This is a genomic window from Corallococcus sp. bb12-1 (assembly GCF_026626765.1).
GTDB lineage: Bacteria > Myxococcota > Myxococcia > Myxococcales > Myxococcaceae > Corallococcus > Corallococcus terminator.
On sequence record NZ_JAPNJZ010000022.1, the window covers coordinates 116,589 to 136,390 of the forward strand.

Below are 19,802 nucleotides of genomic sequence, written 5' to 3' on the forward strand. Positions count from 1 at the left end.
CCAGATGTCCGCAGCACGAGAGAACCGCCATGAGCCGCACCGGAACTGAAATCGCCATCATCGGCATCGCCGGGCACTACCCGAAGTCCGAACGGGTCCAGGACTTCTGGCGGCAGGTGCGGGAAGGCACGGAGCTGGTGTCGTTCTTCACGCCGGAGGAGCTGGTCCAGCGCGGCGTGCCGGCGGAGCAGGTGGCCCGCCCCGAGTACGTCCGGGCCGCGGCGTACCTGGAGGAGATGGAGCAGTTCGACGCCGCGTTCTTCGGCATCACGCCCCGGGAAGCGGCGCTGCTGGATCCGCAGCACCGTCACTTCCTGGAGTGCGCCTGGGAGGCGCTGGAGGACGCCGGGTACAACCCGCAGCAGGTGCCGGGCCGCGTGGGCGTCTACGCGGGTGCGGCCATGGACACGTACCTGCTCTACAACCTGATGCGCAATCCGGTGGCGCTGGCCACGGATCCGCTCCAGCTCCAGTTGGCCAACGACAAGGACTACCTGACGACGCGGGTGTCCTACAAACTGAACCTCCGCGGGCCCAGCCACCTGGTGCAGTCCGCGTGCTCCTCGTCGCTCGTCGCCACGCACGTCGCCTGTCAGGCCCTGCTCAACGAGGAGTGCGACGTCGCCCTCGTCGGCGGGGCCTCCGTGCTTGTGCACACGCGCAATGGCTACCTGCACTCCGCCGGAGGCGTGGCCTCCGTGGACGGGCACTGTCGCAGCTTCGACGCGGACGCCACGGGCACCCTCTTCGGCAGCGGCGTGGGCTGCGTGGTGCTCAAGCCGTTGGACCGGGCGATGGCGGACGGCGACACCGTCCACGCCATCATCCTGGGCACCGCCATCAACAACGACGGCAGCAACAAGGTCGGCTTCACCGCCCCCAGCATGGACGGCGTGTCGGAGGTGGTGCTGGAGGCGCTCGGCAACGCGGGCGTGGAGCCGGACAGCATCGGCTACGTGGAGGCCCACGGCACCGCGACGCGGCTGGGCGACCCCATTGAATTGCAGGGCCTGACGCGGGCGTGGCGCAGGTCCACCAAGCGCAAGCAGTTCTGCGCCATCGGTTCGGTGAAGTCCAACGTGGGCCACCTGGACGCCGCGTCCGGCGTGACGGGCCTCATCAAGGTCGCGCTCGCGCTGCGCGACCGGGTCATCCCCCCCAGCCTGCACTTCCGGCGCCCCAACCCGGCGCTGGAGCTGCCGGAGAGCCCCTTCTTCGTCAACGACCGCCCCCTGCCCTGGGACGCACCGCCGGGCGGCGCCCCCCGGCGCGCGGCCGTGTCCTCGCTGGGCATTGGCGGCACGAACGCGCACGTCATCCTGGAGGAGCCGCCCCGCGCGGAAGCCTCCGCCCCCGCGGAGCCCTACCAGCTCCTGGTGCTCAGCGCGCGCACGGCCGGAGCGCTGCAGCGGGCCACCGACAACCTTGCGGATCATCTGGCCGAACAGCCGGACGCGCCGCTCGCGGACGCGGCGTACACGCTCCAGGCCGGACGCCAGCACTTCACGCACCGCCGCTTCGCCGTGGTGCGCGACGCGCAGGACGCGCTCGCGGCGCTCTCCACCCCGGAGCGGCTGCCCACGCGCCAGCAGGCCGCCCAGCGCCCCCCGGTGGCGTTCCTGTTCTCCGGCCAGGGCTCGCAGTACGCCGGCATGGCCGCGGGCCTCCACCGCCGCGAGCCGGTGTTCCGCGAGCACTTCGACGCGTGCGCGGAGCGGGTGCGCGCCCTGCGCGGCGTGGACCTGCGCACCCTGGTGCTGAGCGGCGCGGGCGAGGAAGCGGACGCGCGGCTGAAGGCGACGGAGTGGGCCCAGCCCGCCCTCTTCGCGGTGGAGTACGCGCTGGCGCGGCTCTTGATGCACTGGGGCCTGCGTCCCTCCGCATTGCTGGGACACAGCATCGGTGAGTACGTCGCCGCGTGTCTGGCGGGCGTCTTCTCCCTGACGGACGCGGTGACGCTGGTGTGCGAGCGCGGCCGGTTGATGGCGGGCCTGCCTCCGGGCGCGATGAGCGCGGTGCCCCTCGCGGAGGAGGCGGTGCTGCCCCTGCTGGGGCGGGAGCTGTCGCTCGCGGCGGTGAACGCCCCCGGCCGCTGTGTCGTCGCAGGTCCCCTGGCGGCGGTGGAGTCACTCGAACGGCTGCTGGACGCGCGCGGCCTCAAGGCGCGGCGGCTGCACACGTCGCATGCCTTCCACTCCTCCATGATGGACCCCATCCTGGAGCCCTTCACCCGCGCGGTGCGCGCGGTGGAGCGCAAGGCGCCGCAGGTGGAGCTGTACTCCAACCTCACGGGCCAGCCCCTGACGGCGGCGGAGGCCACGGATCCCGACTACTGGGCCCGACACCTGCGCGGCGCCGTCCGCTTCTCCCAGGGCATCACGGCCCTGCTGCGCAAGCCGGACCTGCTCGCGCTGGAGGTGGGCCCCGGCAACGCGCTGACGACCTTCGCGCTCCAGCACCCGGAGCGCGCGACGGGCGTCGTCGTGTCCCCCACGCTGCCCCACGCGTTGGAGCGCGAGCGCGACATGCCCGTCCTCCTGGAGGCCGTGGGCAAGGCGTGGCAGGCGGGCGTGGACGTGGACTGGAAGGCCTTCAACAGCCGCGCGGCGCGCCGCCGCGTGTCGCTGCCCACCTACCCCTTCGAGCGGCAGCGCCACTGGCTGGAGCCCACCCTGGGGCCGGGAGCGCCGCCGCCGGGCGCTGTCCAGGCAGCGCCCTCCGCGCACGAACCCGCGGACACCGTGGACAGCAGCGCGGTCGTCGCGGCCGTCCCGGGCAACCGGCCGGAGATGAGCGTCTCCCACGCGCCGCCGCGCGACGCCCTGGAGACGGAGCTGTGTGAGGTGTGGAGCGGGCTGCTCGGCATCCACCCCATCGGCATCCACGACAGCTTCTTCGAGCTGGGTGGCGACTCCGTCATCGGGCTGCAACTGCTCGGGGCCCTGCGCGACCGGTGCCGCGTGGAGCTGGCGGTGCGCGAGCTGTTCGAGTCGCCCACGGTGGCGCGGCTCGCGGAGCGCGTGCGCGAGCGCCAGCGCCCCCGGTCGGAGGCCCCGGCCGTGCTGGCGCTCCCGCCGCTGGTGGCGAGCGGGCGCGAAGGCCCGCTGCCGCTGTCCTCCTCTCAGCAGCGCCTGTGGTTCCTGGAGCAGCTCGAACCCGACACCGCCACCTACAACCTGCCCGCGGTCCTCCAGATGGAGGGCGCGCTGGACGTGGAGGCGCTGCGCCGCAGCCTGGACGCGCTCGTGCAGCGACACGAAGCGCTGCGCACCACCTTCGCGTCCGAGGACGACCAGGGCGTGCAGCGCATCCACCCGCCCGCGCCGGTGCCGCTCGAATGGGTGGAGCTGCGCGCGCTCCCGCCAGAGACCCGCGACGCCGAGGCGCGGCGGCGGGCCCTGGAGGAGCTGTCCCGTCCGTTCGACCTCACCCAGGGTCCCCTCCTGCGCGCCACGCTGCTGCGCCTGGATGACGCGCGGCACGTGCTCGCGCTGGTGATGCACCACATCGTCTCCGACGGCTGGTCCATGGGCGTGCTGGTGCGGGAGCTGGCCGCGCTCTACCTGTCCTTCCGGGCCGGACAGCCTCCAGCGCTCCCCCCGCTGCCGGTGCAGTACGCCGACTACGCGCTCTGGCAGCACCGCTTCCTCACCCAGGGCGACGGCCTGCCCACGCAGCTTGCGTGGTGGCGCGAGACGCTGGCCGGCGCGCCCGCGACGCTGGAGCTGCCCACCGACTTCCCGCGTCCCCCGGTGCGCTCATTCCGGGGCGCCGTCGTTCCCCTCCACCTGCCGCGCGAACTGGCGGACGCGATCAAGGAGCGGGCCCGCCAGCAGGAAGCCACGCCCTTCATGGTGCTGCTGGCCGCCTGGTACACGCTGCTCCACCGCTACAGCGGGCAGGGCGACATCCTCGTCGGCTCGCCCATGGCCGGCCGCCGCTTCTCGGAGCTCGAAGGCCTCATCGGCTTCTTCGTCAACACGCTGGTGCTGCGCGCCCGCCCCGGACAGGCCGCGTCCTTCCGCGCCCTGGTGGACCAGGTGCGGGAGATGACGCTGGGCGCCTACGCGCACCAGGACGTGCCCTTCGAGAAGCTGGTGGAGGAGCTCCAGCCCGCGCGAGACCTGGGCCTCCCGCCGCTCTTCCAGGTGTTCTTCGCCCTCCAGAACGCGCCGCAGGGCGTGCTGGAGGTGCCGGGCATGAAGTTGCAGCCCCTGGACCTGGATCCGGGCACGTCGAAGTTCGACCTGGAGGTGTCCCTCTTCCCCACGCGTGACGGCTTCCACGGCACCCTCACGTACAACACCGACCTGTACGCGCCGGCCACCGCCGAGCGCCTCGCGGGACACCTGCGCGTGCTGCTGGAGGGCGCGCTCGCGTCGCCCGACGCGCCGCTGGCCACCCTGCCCCTGATGCCCGTGGCCGAGCGGCTCCAGGTGATGGAGGGCTTCAACGCGACCGACGCGGACTACCCCGCGGACACCTGCCTGCACACCCTGGTGGAGCGGCAGGCCGCGCTGCGTCCGGACTCGGTGGCCGTGGAGTCCGGCGAACACCGCCTCACGTACGCGCAACTGGACGCGCTCGCCAACCGGCTCGCGCACCGCCTGCGCTCGCTGGGCGTGGGCCCCGACGTGGCCGTGGCGCTGTGCCTGGAGCGCTCGCCGGAGCTGGTGGTGTCGCTGCTGGCCATCCTCAAGGCCGGCGGCGCCTATGTGCCGCTGGACGCGTCCTATCCCGCCCAGCGCCTGACGCACATGCTGGAGGACTCCGGCGCGCGGGTGCTGGTGACCACGCGGGAGCTGGGCGGAAGGCTGCCGGAGCTGGAGTCCGCGCGGCGCGTCTACGTGGAGGAGGACGGCTGGAAGGCCCTGCCGTCCACGCCGCCCTCCACCGGGGTGTCGGCGCGAAACCTGGCCTACGTCGTCTTCACCTCCGGGAGCACCGGCCGTCCCAAGGGCGTCGCGGTGGACCACCGGAGCCTCCAGCGGCTTTTGCACGCGCCCCGCTACGCGCACCTGGGGCCCGAAGAGTCCTTCCTGCTCATCGCGCCGGTGTCCTTCGACGCCTCCGTCCTGGAGCTGTGGGGGCCGCTCGCCTTTGGCGGCCGGCTGGTGCTCTTCCCGCCCCAGTCCCCCAGCGACCTGGAGCTGCTGGGCCACGTCCTGGAGCACCACCGCGTCACCACGCTGCACCTCACCTCCGGCCTGTTCACCCAGGTGGTGGACCTGAAGCCGGAGATCCTGCGCGGCGTCCGGCAGTTGCTCACCGGCGGCGACGTCGTCTCCGCCCCGCACGTGCGCAAGGTGCTGGAGACGCTGCGCATCCCCGTCACCGCCTGCTACGGCCCCACGGAGGCCACGCTCTTCACGACGTGCTTCCGGATGACGCGGCCGGAGCACCCGGGCACCACCGTGCCCATTGGCCAGCCCCTCTCCAATACGCGGGTGTACCTGCTGGACGACCACTTCCAGCCCCTGCCCGTGGGCGTCCCCGGGGAGCTGTACGTCGGCGGCCCCGGCGTCGCGCGGGGCTACCTGGGCCGGCCAGACCTCACCGCCGAGCGCTTCGTGCCGGATCCGTTCGGCGCCGAGCCGGGGGCCCGGCTCTACCGCACCGGCGACAAGGCGCGCTGGCGCGTGGACGGGGTGCTGGAGTTCCTGGGCCGCATCGACACCCAGGTGAAGGTGCGCGGCTTCCGCGTGGAGCTGTCCGAAGTGGAGGCCGCGCTGCTCGCGGCGCCGGGCATCCGCGCCGCCGTGGCCGTGGTGCGCGAAGACGTGCCGGGCGACAAGCGGCTCGTGGCCTACGTGGTGCCCCCCGAGGGCCAGGTGCTGGATTTCGCCGTGCTGCGCGCTTTTCTCCAGCAGCGCCTGCCGGAGTACATGGTGCCGTCGGCCATCGTCCCGCTGGACGCCCTGCCCCTCACGGCGAACGCCAAGGTGGACCGCAAGGCCCTGCCCGCGCCGGAAGGAGCGCTCACGCAGCGGGCCTACGTGGCCCCGCGCACGGACACGGAGCGGCGGCTGGCCCTGCTGCTGGCGGAGGTGCTGCGCGTGCCGGACATGGGCGCGCAGGACGACTTCTTCGAACGGGGCGGCCACTCGCTGCTCGCCACCCAGGCCCTGTCCCGCCTGCGCGCGGCCTTCGGCATCGCCCTGCCGCTGCGGGCCCTCTTCGAGTCGCCTTCCGTGGAGCGGCTGGCCCTCCAGGTGGACGCCGCGCTCCTGGCCGGACCGGCAAGCCGGCTGGCGCCTCTCAAGCTCGCGCCTCGCGACGGTGCGCTCCCGCTGTCCTTCGCACAGCAGCGCCTGTGGTTCCTGGAGCAGCTCCAGCCCGGCACCGCCACGTACAACATCCCGGCGGCGCTCCGCATGGAGGGGGCACTGGACGTGGAGGCGTTGCGCCAGGGCTTCGACGGGCTGGTGCTCCGCCACGAAGCCCTGCGCACCACCTTCCGTGACGCCTCCGGCAGGCCGGTCCAGGTCATCCATCCGGCCGCGCCCGTGCCCCTGCCCGTGGTGGACCTGTCGGGCCACGCGCAGCCCGAAGCGGAGGCCACGCGCCTCATGCTGGCGGAGGCCGTGCGGCCTTTCGACCTGGAACACGGTCCGCTCTTGCGCATGACGCTGCTGAAGCTGCACGCCACGCGGCACGTGCTCCTGATGACGATGCACCACATCGTCTCCGACGGCTGGTCCATGGGCGTGCTCATCCGCGAGATGGCGGCCCTCTACCGCGCCTTCCGGTCCGGACAGCCCGCGCCGTTGACGCCGCTGCCGGTGCAGTACGCCGACTATGCGCACTGGCAGCGCGACGTGCTCCAGGCCGAAGCGCTGGAGTCCCAGCTCGCGTACTGGCGGCGCCAGTTGGCCCACGTGCCGCGCTCGCTGGAGCTGCCCACCGACTTCCCCCGCCCCGCCACCCTGTCCCCGCGCGGCGCCTCGCAGCCCGTGCACCTGCCGCGCGCGCTCACCACCGCGCTGGAGGCGTTCTGCCTGCACCAGGGCGTCACGCCCTTCATGGCGTTGCTCGCGACCTTCCAGGCGCTGCTGGGTCGCTACAGCGGTCAGGACGACGTCGTCGTGGGCACGCCCGTGGCGGGCCGCGAGCGGCCGGAGTGGGAGGGCCTCATCGGCCTGTTCGTCAACACGCTGCCCCTGCGCGCGCGCCTGTCCGGCGCGGAGAGCTTCCTGACGCTGCTGGGTCAGGCGCGTGAGACGACGCTGGGCGCGCTCGCGCACCCGTCGGTGCCCTTCGAGCGGTTGGTGGAGGCCCTGGACCTGGAGCGCGATCTCAGCCGGCCGCCGCTCGTCCAAGTGCTGTTCGCCCTGCAGAACGCTCCGGGCGAAGCGCTGGAGGCCGGTGGGCTGACGTTCGTTCCGGTGGAGCAGGAGAGCCAGACGGCCAAGCTGGAGCTGGTGCTGTCCCTGACGGACACCGGGGACGGCTACCGGGGCTCGCTGGAGTACAGCACCGACCTGTTCACCGCGGCGACGGCGGCCCGGATGGTGACGCACCTGGGGGTGCTGCTGGAGTCCGCCCTGGCCCGGCCGGAGGCGCGCCTGGATGACCTGGCCTGGCTCACGCCCCCGGAGCAGCAGCGGATTGTCGAAGCGTGGAACGACACCCGCGCCGACTTCCCGCGCGAGCGCTGCCTGCATGAGCTGTTCATCGCACAGGCCCTGCGCACCCCGGAGGCCATCGCCGCGGAGCTGGGCTCCGAACGGCTCACGTACCGCGAGCTGCACCTGCGCTCCAACCGCCTCGCGTGGCACCTGCTGTCCCTGGGCGTCCGGCCGGAACAGACCGTGGCCTTCTGCCTGGAGCGCTCCTTCGACCTGCTGGTCGCGATGCTCGGCATCCTCAAGGCGGGGGCCGCGTACGTGCCCATCGACGCGGAGTACCCCGCGGATCGCTCCGCCTTCATCCTGCGCAACTCCGGCGCGGCCATCCTGCTCACCCAGGCCCCCCTGGCGGACGCGTTCAGCGACACCGGCGCGCGCGTCCTCTGTCTGGGCGAGGGCGGGCTGGAGCTTGTCACCGGCCGCGAGGACACCCCGACGACGGACGTGCGGCCAGACAACCTGGCGTACATCATCCACACGTCGGGCTCCACGGGCCGGCCCAAGGGCGTCTCCGTGCGCCACGCGCCCGCCATCAACCTCATCCACTGGGTGAACACCACGTTCCAGGTGGGCCCGTCGGAGCGGCTGCTCTTCGTCACCTCGCCCTGCTTCGACTTGTCCGTCTATGACGTGTTCGGCGTGCTCGCCGTCGGCGGGACGCTGGTCGTCGCCACCGCGAAGGACCTGCGCGATCCGCAGCGGCTGGCCGCGATGCTGCGCGAGCGCGACATCACCTTCTGGGACAGCGCCCCCGCCGCGCTCCAGCAACTGACGACCCACTTCGGCGCGGGCGGCCCGGCCCTGCGGCGCGTGTTCCTCTCCGGCGACTGGATCCCCCTCACCCTGCCGGACGCCATCCGCGCCGTCTTCCCCCACGCCCAGGTCATCAGCCTGGGCGGCGCCACGGAAGCGACCATCTGGTCCAACTTCTTCCGCGTGGGCGCGCTGGAGCCCGCGTGGACGTCCATCCCGTATGGCCGCCCCATCTCCAACGCCCGCTACTACGTGCTCGACGCGCGCCTGCGCACCCAGCCGGTGGGCGTCACGGGCGATCTCTTCATCGGCGGCGAGTGCCTGGCCGACGGCTATGCCCACGCCCCGGCGCTCACCGCCGAGCGCTTCGTGCCGGATCCCTTCCAGGCCGGGCCGGGGGCGCGCATGTACAAGACGGGAGACCGGGCCCGCTTCTTCCCGGACGGCAACATCGAGTTCCTGGGCCGCGCGGACCAGCAGGTGAAGGTGCGCGGCTTCCGCGTGGAGACCGGCGAAATCGAGACGGTGCTCGCGGAGCATCCCGCGGTGCACGAGGCGGTGGTGGACGCCCGGGGTCCCGCGCGGGGAGACCGGCGGCTCGTCGCGTACCTGGTGGCGCGCGCGGGCGAAGCCCTGCCCTCCGTGTCCGAGCTGCGCCGCTGGGCGGGCCGCAAGCTGCCCGAGTACATGGTGCCCTCGGCCTTCCTCGCCGTGCCGGCCATCCCCATCACCTCCAACGGCAAGGTGGACAGAAAGGCGCTGCCGGATCCCGACGGCGCCCGCCCGGAGTTGGAGCGCGAGTTCGTGGCGCCCCGCACCGCCCTGGAGCAGGCGCTCGCGTCGCTGTGGGCGCAGGTGCTGCGGCTGGAGCAGGTGGGCCTGCACGACAACTTCTTCGAGCTGGGAGGCCACTCGCTCCTGGCCACGCAGGTCATCTCCCGCGTGCGCGAGTCCCTGGACGCGGACCTGCCCGTGCGCGAGCTCTTCGTCGCCCCCACGGTGGCGGAGCTGGCCGCGCGCATCGAACTGCTGCGGGCCGTGCCGTCGGTCGCCCAGACGCCCCTGCTTCCCCAGGCCCGCGACGGGCGGGCCTTCCCGCTGTCGTTCGCCCAGCAGCGGCTGTGGTTCCTGGACCAGATGGAACCCGGCAGCCCCTTCCACAACATCGCCACCGCGGTCCGGATGGACGGGCCGCTGGATGTGGCCGTGCTGGAGCGCTGCTTCCAGCACCTGGCGCGGCGGCACGAAGCGCTGCGCACCACGTTCCGCTCGGAGGCGGACGGACCCGTGCAGGTGCTGGCCGGGGACACGTCGCTGACGCTAGAGCGCGTGGACCTGGAGGCCCTGCCCCCGGCCGAGCGCGAGCGCGAGTCCGCGCGCCTCACCGCCGAGGAGAGCCTGAAGCCCTTCGACCTGGCGCGAGGGCCCCTGATGCGCGCGACGCTGCTGCGCCTGGAGCCCCAGCGGCACCTGCTGCTGCTGACCCTGCACCACGTCGTCTCCGACGGCTGGTCCATGGGCGTGGTGGTGCGGGAGATCGCCTCGCTCTACGCGGACCTCCTGGCGGGCGGTGAGCCCACCCTGCCCGCGCTGCCCGTGCAGTACGTGGACTACACCGTGTGGCAGCGGCGCATGCTCCAGGGCGAGGTGCTGGAGCGGCAACTGGGGTACTGGAAGGAGAGGCTCGCGGGCGCGCCCCGCGTGCTGGAGCTGCCCACGGACCGTCCGCTCCCCGCGGCCCAGACGTTCCACGGCGCCCGGGTGCCGGTCCGGTTGCCGAAGGACGTCTCCCAGGCGCTCAAGGCGCTCGCGCTGCGCGAGGGCGCCACGCCCTTCATGGTGCTGCTCGCGGCGTGGCAGACGCTGCTGCACCGGTATTCGGGGCAGGAGGACGTGCTGGTGGGATCGCCGGTGGCCGGGCGCCACCGGGTGGAGACCGAGGCGCTGGTGGGCTGCTTCGTCAACACGCTGGTGCTGCGGGCGAAGCCTCGGGGCGACCTGCGCTTCAGCGAGCTGCTGGCCCAGGTGCAAGAGGCCGCGCTGGGGGCCTTCGCGCATCAGGATCTGCCCTTCGAGAAGCTGGTGGAGGCGCTCCAGACCGAGCGCAGCCTGAGTCATCCGCCGCTGTGCCAGGTGACGTTCACCCTGCACAACACGCCGATGCCGGAGCTGTCCGTGCGAGGGCTCGCGCTGCGGCTGCTGGAGCCGGAGCCGCGCACGTCACCCTTCTTCCTCTCGCTGCACCTGGAAGAGACGGCGGAGGGCTTCACCGGCGCGCTCGTCCACAACACCGACCTCTACGACACCGCCACGGTGGCGGCGATGGCCTCCCACCTGGCCACGCTGGCCCGGGGGATCGCCGAGGCGCCGGAGCGCACGCTCGGGGCGCTGCCGCTGATGGACGCAGCGGAGCAGGAGCAGTTGCTGCGCGAATGGAACGCCACCGCGTCGGACTACCCGCGCGATGCGTCCATCCACGAGCGGTTCTCCGCGCAGGCCGCGCGCACGCCGGACGCGGTCGCATTGGTCCAGGCGGAGCGGACCCTGACGTACGCGGAGCTGGAGCGAGCCTCCAACCAGGTCGCGCACCACCTCCGGGCGCTGGGCGTGACCGCCGGTGCGCGCGTGGGCGTGTACCTGGAGCGTTCGGTGGAGCTGGTGGTGGCGCTGCTGGGCGTGCTGAAGGCCGGAGCCGCCTACGTGCCCATCGACGCGGGGGCCCCCGCGCAGCGGCAGTTGTTCATGCTGTCGCAGGCGCGCGTGGGCGTGCTGCTGACGCAGTCCGCGCTGGCGGATGACCTCCCGGAGACCGGCGCCCTGCTGGTGCTCCTGGACGAGGAGGCGAAGGCGCTCGCGGCCCGGCCGGTGAGCGCGCCCGAGTCGCGCGGAGGCGCGGAGGCCCTGGCCTACGTGATGTTCACCTCCGGGAGCACGGGCCAGCCGAAGGGCGTGTGCGTGCCCCACCGGGGCGTGGTGCGACTCGTGGAGGGTCAGGGCTTCGCGCGCTTCGGACCGGAGCGCACCTGGCTGCAGGCCGCGCCGGTGGCCTTCGACGCGTCGACGCTGGAAATCTGGGGAGCCCTCCTGCATGGGGCGCGGCTGGTGCTGGCCCCGCCTCACGCGCTGTCGCTGGAGGAGCTGGGCGGGCTGCTGTCGCGGCACGCAGTGGACTCGCTCTGGCTCACCGCCGCGCTGTTCGAACAGATGGCGCAGCACCAGCCGGACGCACTGGCGGGCGTGAACCAGTTGCTGGCCGGAGGCGACGTGCTCCCCGCCGTGCGCGTCCGGGAGCACCTGGCGCGGATGCCGCCGGGCGCGGTGCTGATCAACGGCTACGGGCCCACGGAGAACACCACCTTCTCCGTGACGCAGGCGCTGCGGCACGGCGATGCGGTGGAGCACCAGGTGCCCATTGGCCGGCCCCTGGCTCACTCCACGGCGTACGTCCTGGATCCAGCCGGGCAGCCCGTGCCGGTGGGCGTGCCCGGGGAGCTGCACGTCGGAGGCGACGGGCTCGCGTGGGGCTATCTGGATCAGCCGGAGCTGACCGCGGAGCGCTTCGTCCCAAATCCCTTCGGGGCCCTACCGGGGACGCGGCTGTACCGCACCGGGGATCAGGTGAAGTGGCGGGCGGACGGCACGCTGGCGTTCCTGGGCCGCACCGACTTCCAGGTGAAGGTGCGCGGCTTCCGCATCGAACTGGGCGAGGTGGAGGCCGCGGTGCGCCGGTGTCCTGGCGTGGCGGAGGCCGTGGTCGTGGTGCGCGAGGACGTGCCGGGCGACAAGCGGCTCGTCGCGTACGTGGCGGGCACTCAGGTGGATGGCAAGGCGGTCCGGACCTGGGTGCAGAAGGTGCTGCCGGACTACATGGTGCCCTCGGCGGTGGTCCTGCTGGACGCGCTGCCGCTGTCGTCCAACGGCAAGGTGGACCGAAAGGCCCTGCCCGCGCCGGAGGCCCCGGCACCGTCTCAGCCGGACGCCTTCACCGCGCCCCGCACCGAGACGGAAGCACGCCTCGCCGCCATCTGGGCGGAGGTGCTGCACCTGGAGCGCGTGGGCGTCGATGACGACTTCTTCGAGCTGGGGGGCCATTCCCTGCTGGCGACCCAGGTGGTCTCCCGCATCCGCGCCACGCTGGGCGTGGAGTTGCCCCTGGGCCAGTTGTTCGAAGCGCCCACGGTGGCGTTGCTCGCGGAGCGCCTGGAGCACCTGCCGCGCGTCACCGCGCCCGTGATGGAGCGGGTGGAGCGCGTGGGCCTTGTGCCCCTGTCATTCGCCCAGCAGCGACTCTGGTTCCTGGATCAGCTCCAACCGGGCGGCACGACCTACAACGTGCCCAGCGTGGTGCGGCTGGAGGGCGCGCTCGACACGGAGGCCCTGCGGCGGGCGCTCCACGCCCTGGTCCTGCGTCACGAAGTGCTGCGCACCACCTTCCCGCTCCAGGGTGATTCTCCCGTGCAGCACGTCCACCCGGAGCCGCTCACGGAGCTGGCCGTCGTGGACCTGGAGCCCGTCCCCGCGGCGACGCGCGAGCATGAGGCCCAGCGGCTGGCGATGACGGAGGCCTGGCGCCCGTTCGACCTGGCGCGCGGGCCGCTGATGCGCACCACGCTGCTGCGCCTGGAGCCTCAACGGCACCTGCTGCTGCTGACGCTGCACCACATCGTCACCGACGGTTGGTCCATCGCGGTCCTGGTGCGCGACCTGGGCGAGCTGTACCGCGCCTTCCACGAAGGCGGGACGCCCGCCCTGCCGCTGCTGCCCCTCCAGTACGCGGACTACGCCTTGTGGCAGCACAAGTGGCTGCGGGAAGAGACGCTGGGGCGCGAGCTGGCCTGGTGGCGCGACGCCCTGGAGGGAGCGCCAGCGGCCCTGGAGCTGTCCACGGACCGTCCCCGACCCGCGGTGCAGACCTTCCTTGGCGCGGCGGTCCCCGTGCGGCTGGAGCGCGCGCTGGGTGACGCCGTGAAGCACCTGGCCCAGAAGCACGGCGCCACCGACTTCATGGTGCTCCTGGCGGCCTGGCAGTTGTTGCTGTCGCGCTACTCCGGACAGGACGACGTGAGCGTCGGCTCTCCCATCGCGAACCGCCACCATGCGGAGACCGAGGGCCTCGTCGGCTTCTTCGTGAACACCCTGGTGCTGCGCGCCCGCATCGACGCACGGGACTCCTTCGCCGGGCTGCTGGCCCGCGTGCGGGCCACGGCACTTTCGGCCTACGCACACCAGGACGTGCCCTTTGAATCGCTGGTGGAAGCGCTGCACCCCCAGCGCGACCTGAGCCGGGGGCCGCTGTTCCAGGTGATGTTCGCGCTCCAGAACGCCCCGGGCACGATGCTCGCGCTGCCCGGCCTGGTGCTGGGCGTGGAGCCGGTGGAGGACACCAGCGCCAAGTTCGACCTCGGCTTCAGCCTGGAGGAGCGCGACGGCGTGTTCGTCGGGGCGCTCGGCTACAACACCGACCTCTTCGACCCGGCGACGGTGACGCGCATGGCGCGGCACTTCGTGCGACTGCTCACGGCGGTGACGGCGGACGCGGATGCGCCCGTGTCCCACGTCAGCCTGCTGGACGCGGCCGAGCGCGCTCAGGTGCTCGTCGAATGGAACCGCACGGGCCCGGTGCCTTCGACGGCCGGGGCCCTGCACCACCTGGTGGAAGCCCAGGTGGAGCGCACCCCGGACGCCATCGCGTTGGTGGTGGGCACGCAGCGGCTCACCTACGGGCAGCTCGACGCGCGGGCCAACCAGCTCGCGCACCACCTGCGCGCGCTGGGCGTGGGCCCGGACGTCGCGGTGGCCGTGTGCCTGGAGCGCACCACCGAACTGGTGGTGGCGCTGCTGGGCGTGCTGAAGGCCGGCGGTGCCTACGTGCCGCTGGATCCGAGCTATCCCCAGGAGCGGCTGACCTCCATGCTGGAGGACTCGCGCGCGCCCGTGCGGCTGACGCAGCGCTCGGTGGCGCAGCGGCTGACGGCCCCTGGCGTCCAGGACGTGCTGCTGGACGGCTTCGCGGCCGTGGCGCACCAGCCGTCGCACCGGCCGGAGCGAAGCGACCTGCCGGAGGCGCTGGCCTACGTGCTCTACACGTCCGGAAGCACGGGGCGCCCCAAGGGCGTGGCGGTGGCACACCGCAGCGCGGTGGCGTTCGTGCACTGGGCGCTGGACACTTTCTCCCGTGAGCAGTTGGCCGGCGTGCTGGCGGCGACGTCGGTGAGCTTCGACCTGTCGGTGTTCGAGCTGTTCGTCCCCCTGGCCCGTGGCGGCCGGGTGTACCTGGCGGACAACGCCCTGGCGCTGGCGTCGCTGCCGGCGAGGGACGAGGTGACGCTCGTCAACACGGTGCCCTCCGCGATGGCGGAGCTGCTGCGGATGGAGGCACTGCCCTCGGGGGTCCGGACGGTGAACCTGGCCGGGGAACCGCTGCCGGCGGCCCTGGCCCGGGCGCTGTACGCCACCGGGACGGTGCGGGATGTGTACAACCTCTACGGCCCCACGGAGGACACGACCTATTCGACGTACGCGCGGGTGTCGGAGCAGTCCGCGCTGCCGCCGTCCATCGGCCGTCCGCTCGCGGGCACGCAGGCGTACGTGCTGGACGCGCAGCTGCGCCCCGTGCCAGTGGGCGTGTCCGGAGAGCTCTACCTGGGCGGGGCCGGGCTGGCGCGGGGCTACCTGCACCGGCCGCACCTGACGGCGGAGCGCTTCGTGCCGGATCCGTTCGCTTCCGTCCCGGGCGCGCGCATGTACCGGACGGGTGACAAGATCCGTTGGAAGGCGGACGCCACGCTGGAGTACCAGGGCCGCATCGACTTCCAGGTGAAGGTGCGCGGCTTCCGCATCGAACTGGGCGAGGTAGAAGAAGCCCTGCGCGCCTTCCCCGGCGTGCACGAAGCCGTGGTGGTGGTGCGCGAGGACGTGCCCGGCGACCGTCGGCTCGTCGCCTACGTGGCACCGACCCAGGCCGGCGCCCTCCCGGACGTGGCGGCGTTGCGCGCGCACGTGCAGCAGCGGCTGCCCGGCTTCATGGTGCCCGCGGCCCTGGTCGTGCTGCCCGCGCTGCCCCGGACGCCCAACGGGAAGGTGGACCGCAAGGTGCTGCCCGTGCCGGAGCAGCCCACGGGGAGCGCGAGCTTCCAGCCGCCCTCCACCCCCACCGAGCAGGCGCTCGCCGGGCTGTGGTCGCAGGTGCTGGGCATCTCACGCATCGGCGCGGAGGATCAGTTCTTCGAACTGGGGGGACACTCCCTGCTCGCGACCCGGGTGGTCAGCCGCATCCGCTCCACCTTCGGGGTGGAGCTGCCGCTGCGCGTGCACTTCGAAGCGCCCACCCTCCGGGAGCTGGCGCGGAGGATCGACGACACCGCGAAGGGCCTCCCCGGGCTCCCCCCGCTGGTGCCCACGTCGCGAGACGGCGTCCTGCCGCTGTCGTACGCGCAGCAGCGCCTGTGGTTCCTGGATCAACTGCAACCCGGCTCCCCCGCGTACAACATGCCCGTGGCGCTGCGCGCCGAAGGGCCCCTGGACGTCGAGGCCCTGGAGCGCGCGTTCGAAGCGTTGGTGCACCGGCATGAAACGCTGCGCACCACCTTCGCGCAGCGCGACGGCGCGCCCGTGCAGCACATCCACCCGCCCGCGCCCTTCCACCTGCCTCGCACGGACGTGACGGACGCCGCGAACCCCGAAGCCGAAGTGCACCGGCTCGCCGTGGAAGAGGCCGCGCGTCCCTTCGACCTCGCCGCCGGTCCGCTGCTGCGGGTCCACCTGCTGAAGCTGGGTGGAGCCCAGCACGTCCTCTTGCTGACGCTGCACCACATCATCTCCGACGGTTGGTCCACCGGCGTGCTGGTGCGCGAGATGGCCGCGCTCTACCAGGGCTTCCACGACGGCAGGCCCACGGCCCTGCCCGCGCTGCCGGTGCAGTACGCCGACCATGCCGCGTGGCAGCGCTCGTGGCTGCACGGTGACGTGCTGGAGCAGCAGGTCTCCTGGTGGCGCCAGCACCTGGCCGGCGCCCCCACGCAACTGGAGCTGCCCGCCGGGACGCCGCGCGCTTCCGTCCCGGCCGCGCAGGCCTCCCGCATCCCGCTGCGGCTGCCCCGGGAGCTGGGCCACGCCGTCGAGGCCCTGGCCCGGAAGGAAGGGGCCACGCCCTTCATGGTCCTGCTGGCCGCCTACCAGCTCCTGCTCTCGCGCTACACCGGGCAGGACGACCTGCTGGTGGGCACGCCCATCGCGGGCCGGCGCTTCTCGGAGCTCGAAGGCCTCATCGGCTTCTTCGTCAACACGCTGGTGCTGCGCGCGCGGCCCGGCGCGACGGCTTCGTTCCGGGAGTTGCTGGCCCAGGTGCGGGAGGCCACGCTGGGGGCTTTCGAGCACCAGGACGTCCCGTTCGAGAAGCTCGTCGAGGAGCTCCACCCCGAACGCGACCTGGACCGCACGCCCCTGTTCCAGGCGTTCTTCGTGTTGCAGAACCTGCCGGTGGAGGCGCTCGCCCTGCCCTCCCTGACGCTGCGTCCCTTCGGTGAGGAGCTCGCGGCCCCCAGCAAGTTCGAGCTCTCCCTCAACCTGAGCGACACGCCGGATGGCCTCCAGGGCGTGCTCCAGTACCGCGCCGCGCGAGTCTCCAAGGCCACGGCCACCGGCCTCGCACGGCACTTCCAGGTGCTGCTGGAGTCCCTCGTCGCCCGACCCGATCAGGCCCTCCACGACCTGACGCTGCTGACGCCCGAGGAGCGCCAGCGGATGCTCGTGGACTGGAACGACACCGCCCGGGAGCCGGTGCGCGAAGGCACCTTCCACAGCCTCTTCGAACAGCAGGTGGCGCGCACGCCCGACGCGCCCGCGGTGCGCTTCGAGAACGAAGTCCTGACGTTCACCCAGCTCAACGCCAAATCGAACCAGCTCGCCCACGCGCTGCGCGCCCGGGGCGTCGGGCCGGAGGTGCGCGTCGCGCTCTGCTTCGAGCGGTCCGTCCAGATGGTGGTCGCGCTGCTCGGGGTCCTCAAGGCCGGTGGCGCCTACGTGCCCCTGGATCCCGCCTGGCCGATCCAACGCAGGAGCTTCGCCATCCAGGACAGCGCGGCCCGCGTCGTCCTCACCCCGGCGCGGCTGGCCGCGGAGCTGGAGGCTTCGGGTCTCCAGACGCCGTGCCTGGACGCGGCAGGAGAACACCTCGCTTCGGAGCCGACGCATGATCCGGCGCCATGGGCCGGCCCCGACAATCTGGCCTACGTCATCTACACCTCGGGCTCCACGGGCACGCCCAAGGGCGTCATGGTGCAGCACCGCTCGGTGCTCAACCTGCATGCGGCGCTGAAGCGGACCGTCTACGAGGCCCAGCCGTCCGGCCTGCGCGTCAGCGTCAACGCGCCGCTGGCCTTCGACGGCTCCGTCAAGCAGGTCGTGCAACTGTTGGACGGCCACTGCCTGTGCATCGTCCCGGACGCCCTCCGTCAGGACGCGGAAGCGATGGTGCCCTGGGTGCGCGAGGCCAGGGTGGACGTGCTGGACTGCACGCCCTCGCTGCTGCGGCTGCTGCTCCAGGCGGGCCTGCTGGACGGAGACTTCGCTCCGGCCCTGCTCGTGCCCGGCGGTGAAGCCCTGGATGAAGCGACGTGGGCGACGCTCGCGGCCTCCACGCGCACGCGCACCTTCAACGTCTACGGCCCCACCGAGTGCACCGTGGACGCCACCGCCTTCGCCGTCCGTCCACGGACGCAACCCACCCTGGGCGGGCCGCTGCTCAACGTGCGCACATACGTGCTGGATGCGCACCAGCAACCCGTGCCCGTGGGTGTCGCCGGTGAGCTCTTCATCGCGGGCGCGGGCCTGGCGCGTGGCTACCTGGGCCAGCCCGCCCGCACCTCCGAGCGCTTCGTCCCGAACCCCTTCGCCACCACCCCCGGCGAGCGCATGTACCGCACGGGAGACAAGGCGCGCTGGAGCGAGGACGGCACGCTCGAATACCTGGGCCGCATCGACTTCCAGGTGAAGCTGCGCGGCCTGCGCATCGAGCTGGGTGAAATCGAAGCCCTGCTGCGTCAGCACTCCGCCGTCGCCCAGGCGCTCGTCCTGGTACGTGAGGACGTGCCGGGCAATGCACGGCTCGTCGCCTACGTCGTCCCAAGCACCCGCGCGCCCGACGCCGTCGAGCTGCGCGGCTTCCTCCTGCGGACGCTGCCCGAGTCCATGGCGCCCGCCGCCTACGTGATGCTGGACGCCCTACCCCTGACGCCCAACGGCAAGGTGGACAGGAAGGCGCTGCCCGCGCCCGAAGCCCAGGCGCACGGCCACGAAGCCCCCCGTCCCGGGACCGAGGAGAAGCTCGCGGCGCTCTGGGCCGACGTGCTGCGCGTGCCCACCGTCGGCGCGCAGGATGACTTCTTCGCCCTGGGCGGCCACTCCCTGCTGGCCACGCGGGTGGTTGCCCGGATCCGCGCTGCCTTCGACGTGGAGCTGCCCGTGCGCGCCCTCTTCGAGGAGCCCACGCTGCGAAGGCTCGCCGCGCGCATCGAGCACGCAGGCCGTGCCAGGGAACTGCCCGCGTTCGTGCCCGTCCCGCGCACGGACACGCCGCCCCTCTCCTTCGCCCAGCAGCGGATGTGGTTCCTGGACCAGCTGCAACCCGGCTCGCCCGCGTACAACATCCCCGTGGCGCTGCGGATCCACGGCGCCCTGGACGCCGCGGCCCTGGAGCGCGCCTTCGAAGCGCTGGTGCACCGGCACGAAGCGTTGCGCACCACCATCGCGCAGCATGAAGGCGTGCCCGTGCAGCACATCCACCCGCCCGCGCCCTTCCATCTGCCCCGCACGGACCTGTCGGGCTCCACGAACCCGGAAGCCGAAGCGCGACGGCTCGCCGCGGAAGAGGCCGCGCGTCCCTTCGACCTCGCCGCCGGTCCGCTGCTACGGGTCCACCTGCTGCGGCTGAGTGAGTCCCAGCACGTCCTGCTGCAGACCCTGCACCACATCATCTCCGACGGTTGGTCCACCGGCGTGCTGGTGCGCGAGATGGCCGCGCTCTACCAGGGCTTCCACGACGGCAGGCCCACGGCCCTGCCCGCGCTGCCGGTGCAGTACGCCGACCATGCCGCGTGGCAGCGCTCGTGGCTGCACGGTGACGTGCTGGAGCAGCAGGTCTCCTGGTGGCGCCAGCACCTGGCCGGCGCCCCCACGCAACTGGAGCTGCCCACCGGGACGCCGCGCGCTTCCGTCCCGGCCGCGCAGGCATCCCGCATCCCGCTGAGGCTGCCCCGGGAGCTGGGCCACGCCGTCGAGGCCCTGGCCCGGAAGGAAGGGGCCACGCCCTTCATGGTCCTGCTGGCCGCCTACCAGCTCCTGCTCTCGCGCTACACCGGGCAGGACGACCTGCTGGTGGGCACGCCCATCGCGGGCCGGCGCTTCTCGGAGCTTGAAGGCCTC

At 72.8% G+C, this 19,802-nt stretch carries 1 protein-coding gene; it reads left to right on the forward strand.

The genetic code is table 11. From position 1 onward, the window contains the following. Window positions 1-29: 29 nt before the first annotated feature. The coding region (locus OV208_RS27580; protein WP_267576903.1) for a non-ribosomal peptide synthase/polyketide synthase at window positions 30-19,802 on the forward strand (19,773 nt) is incomplete at its 3' end.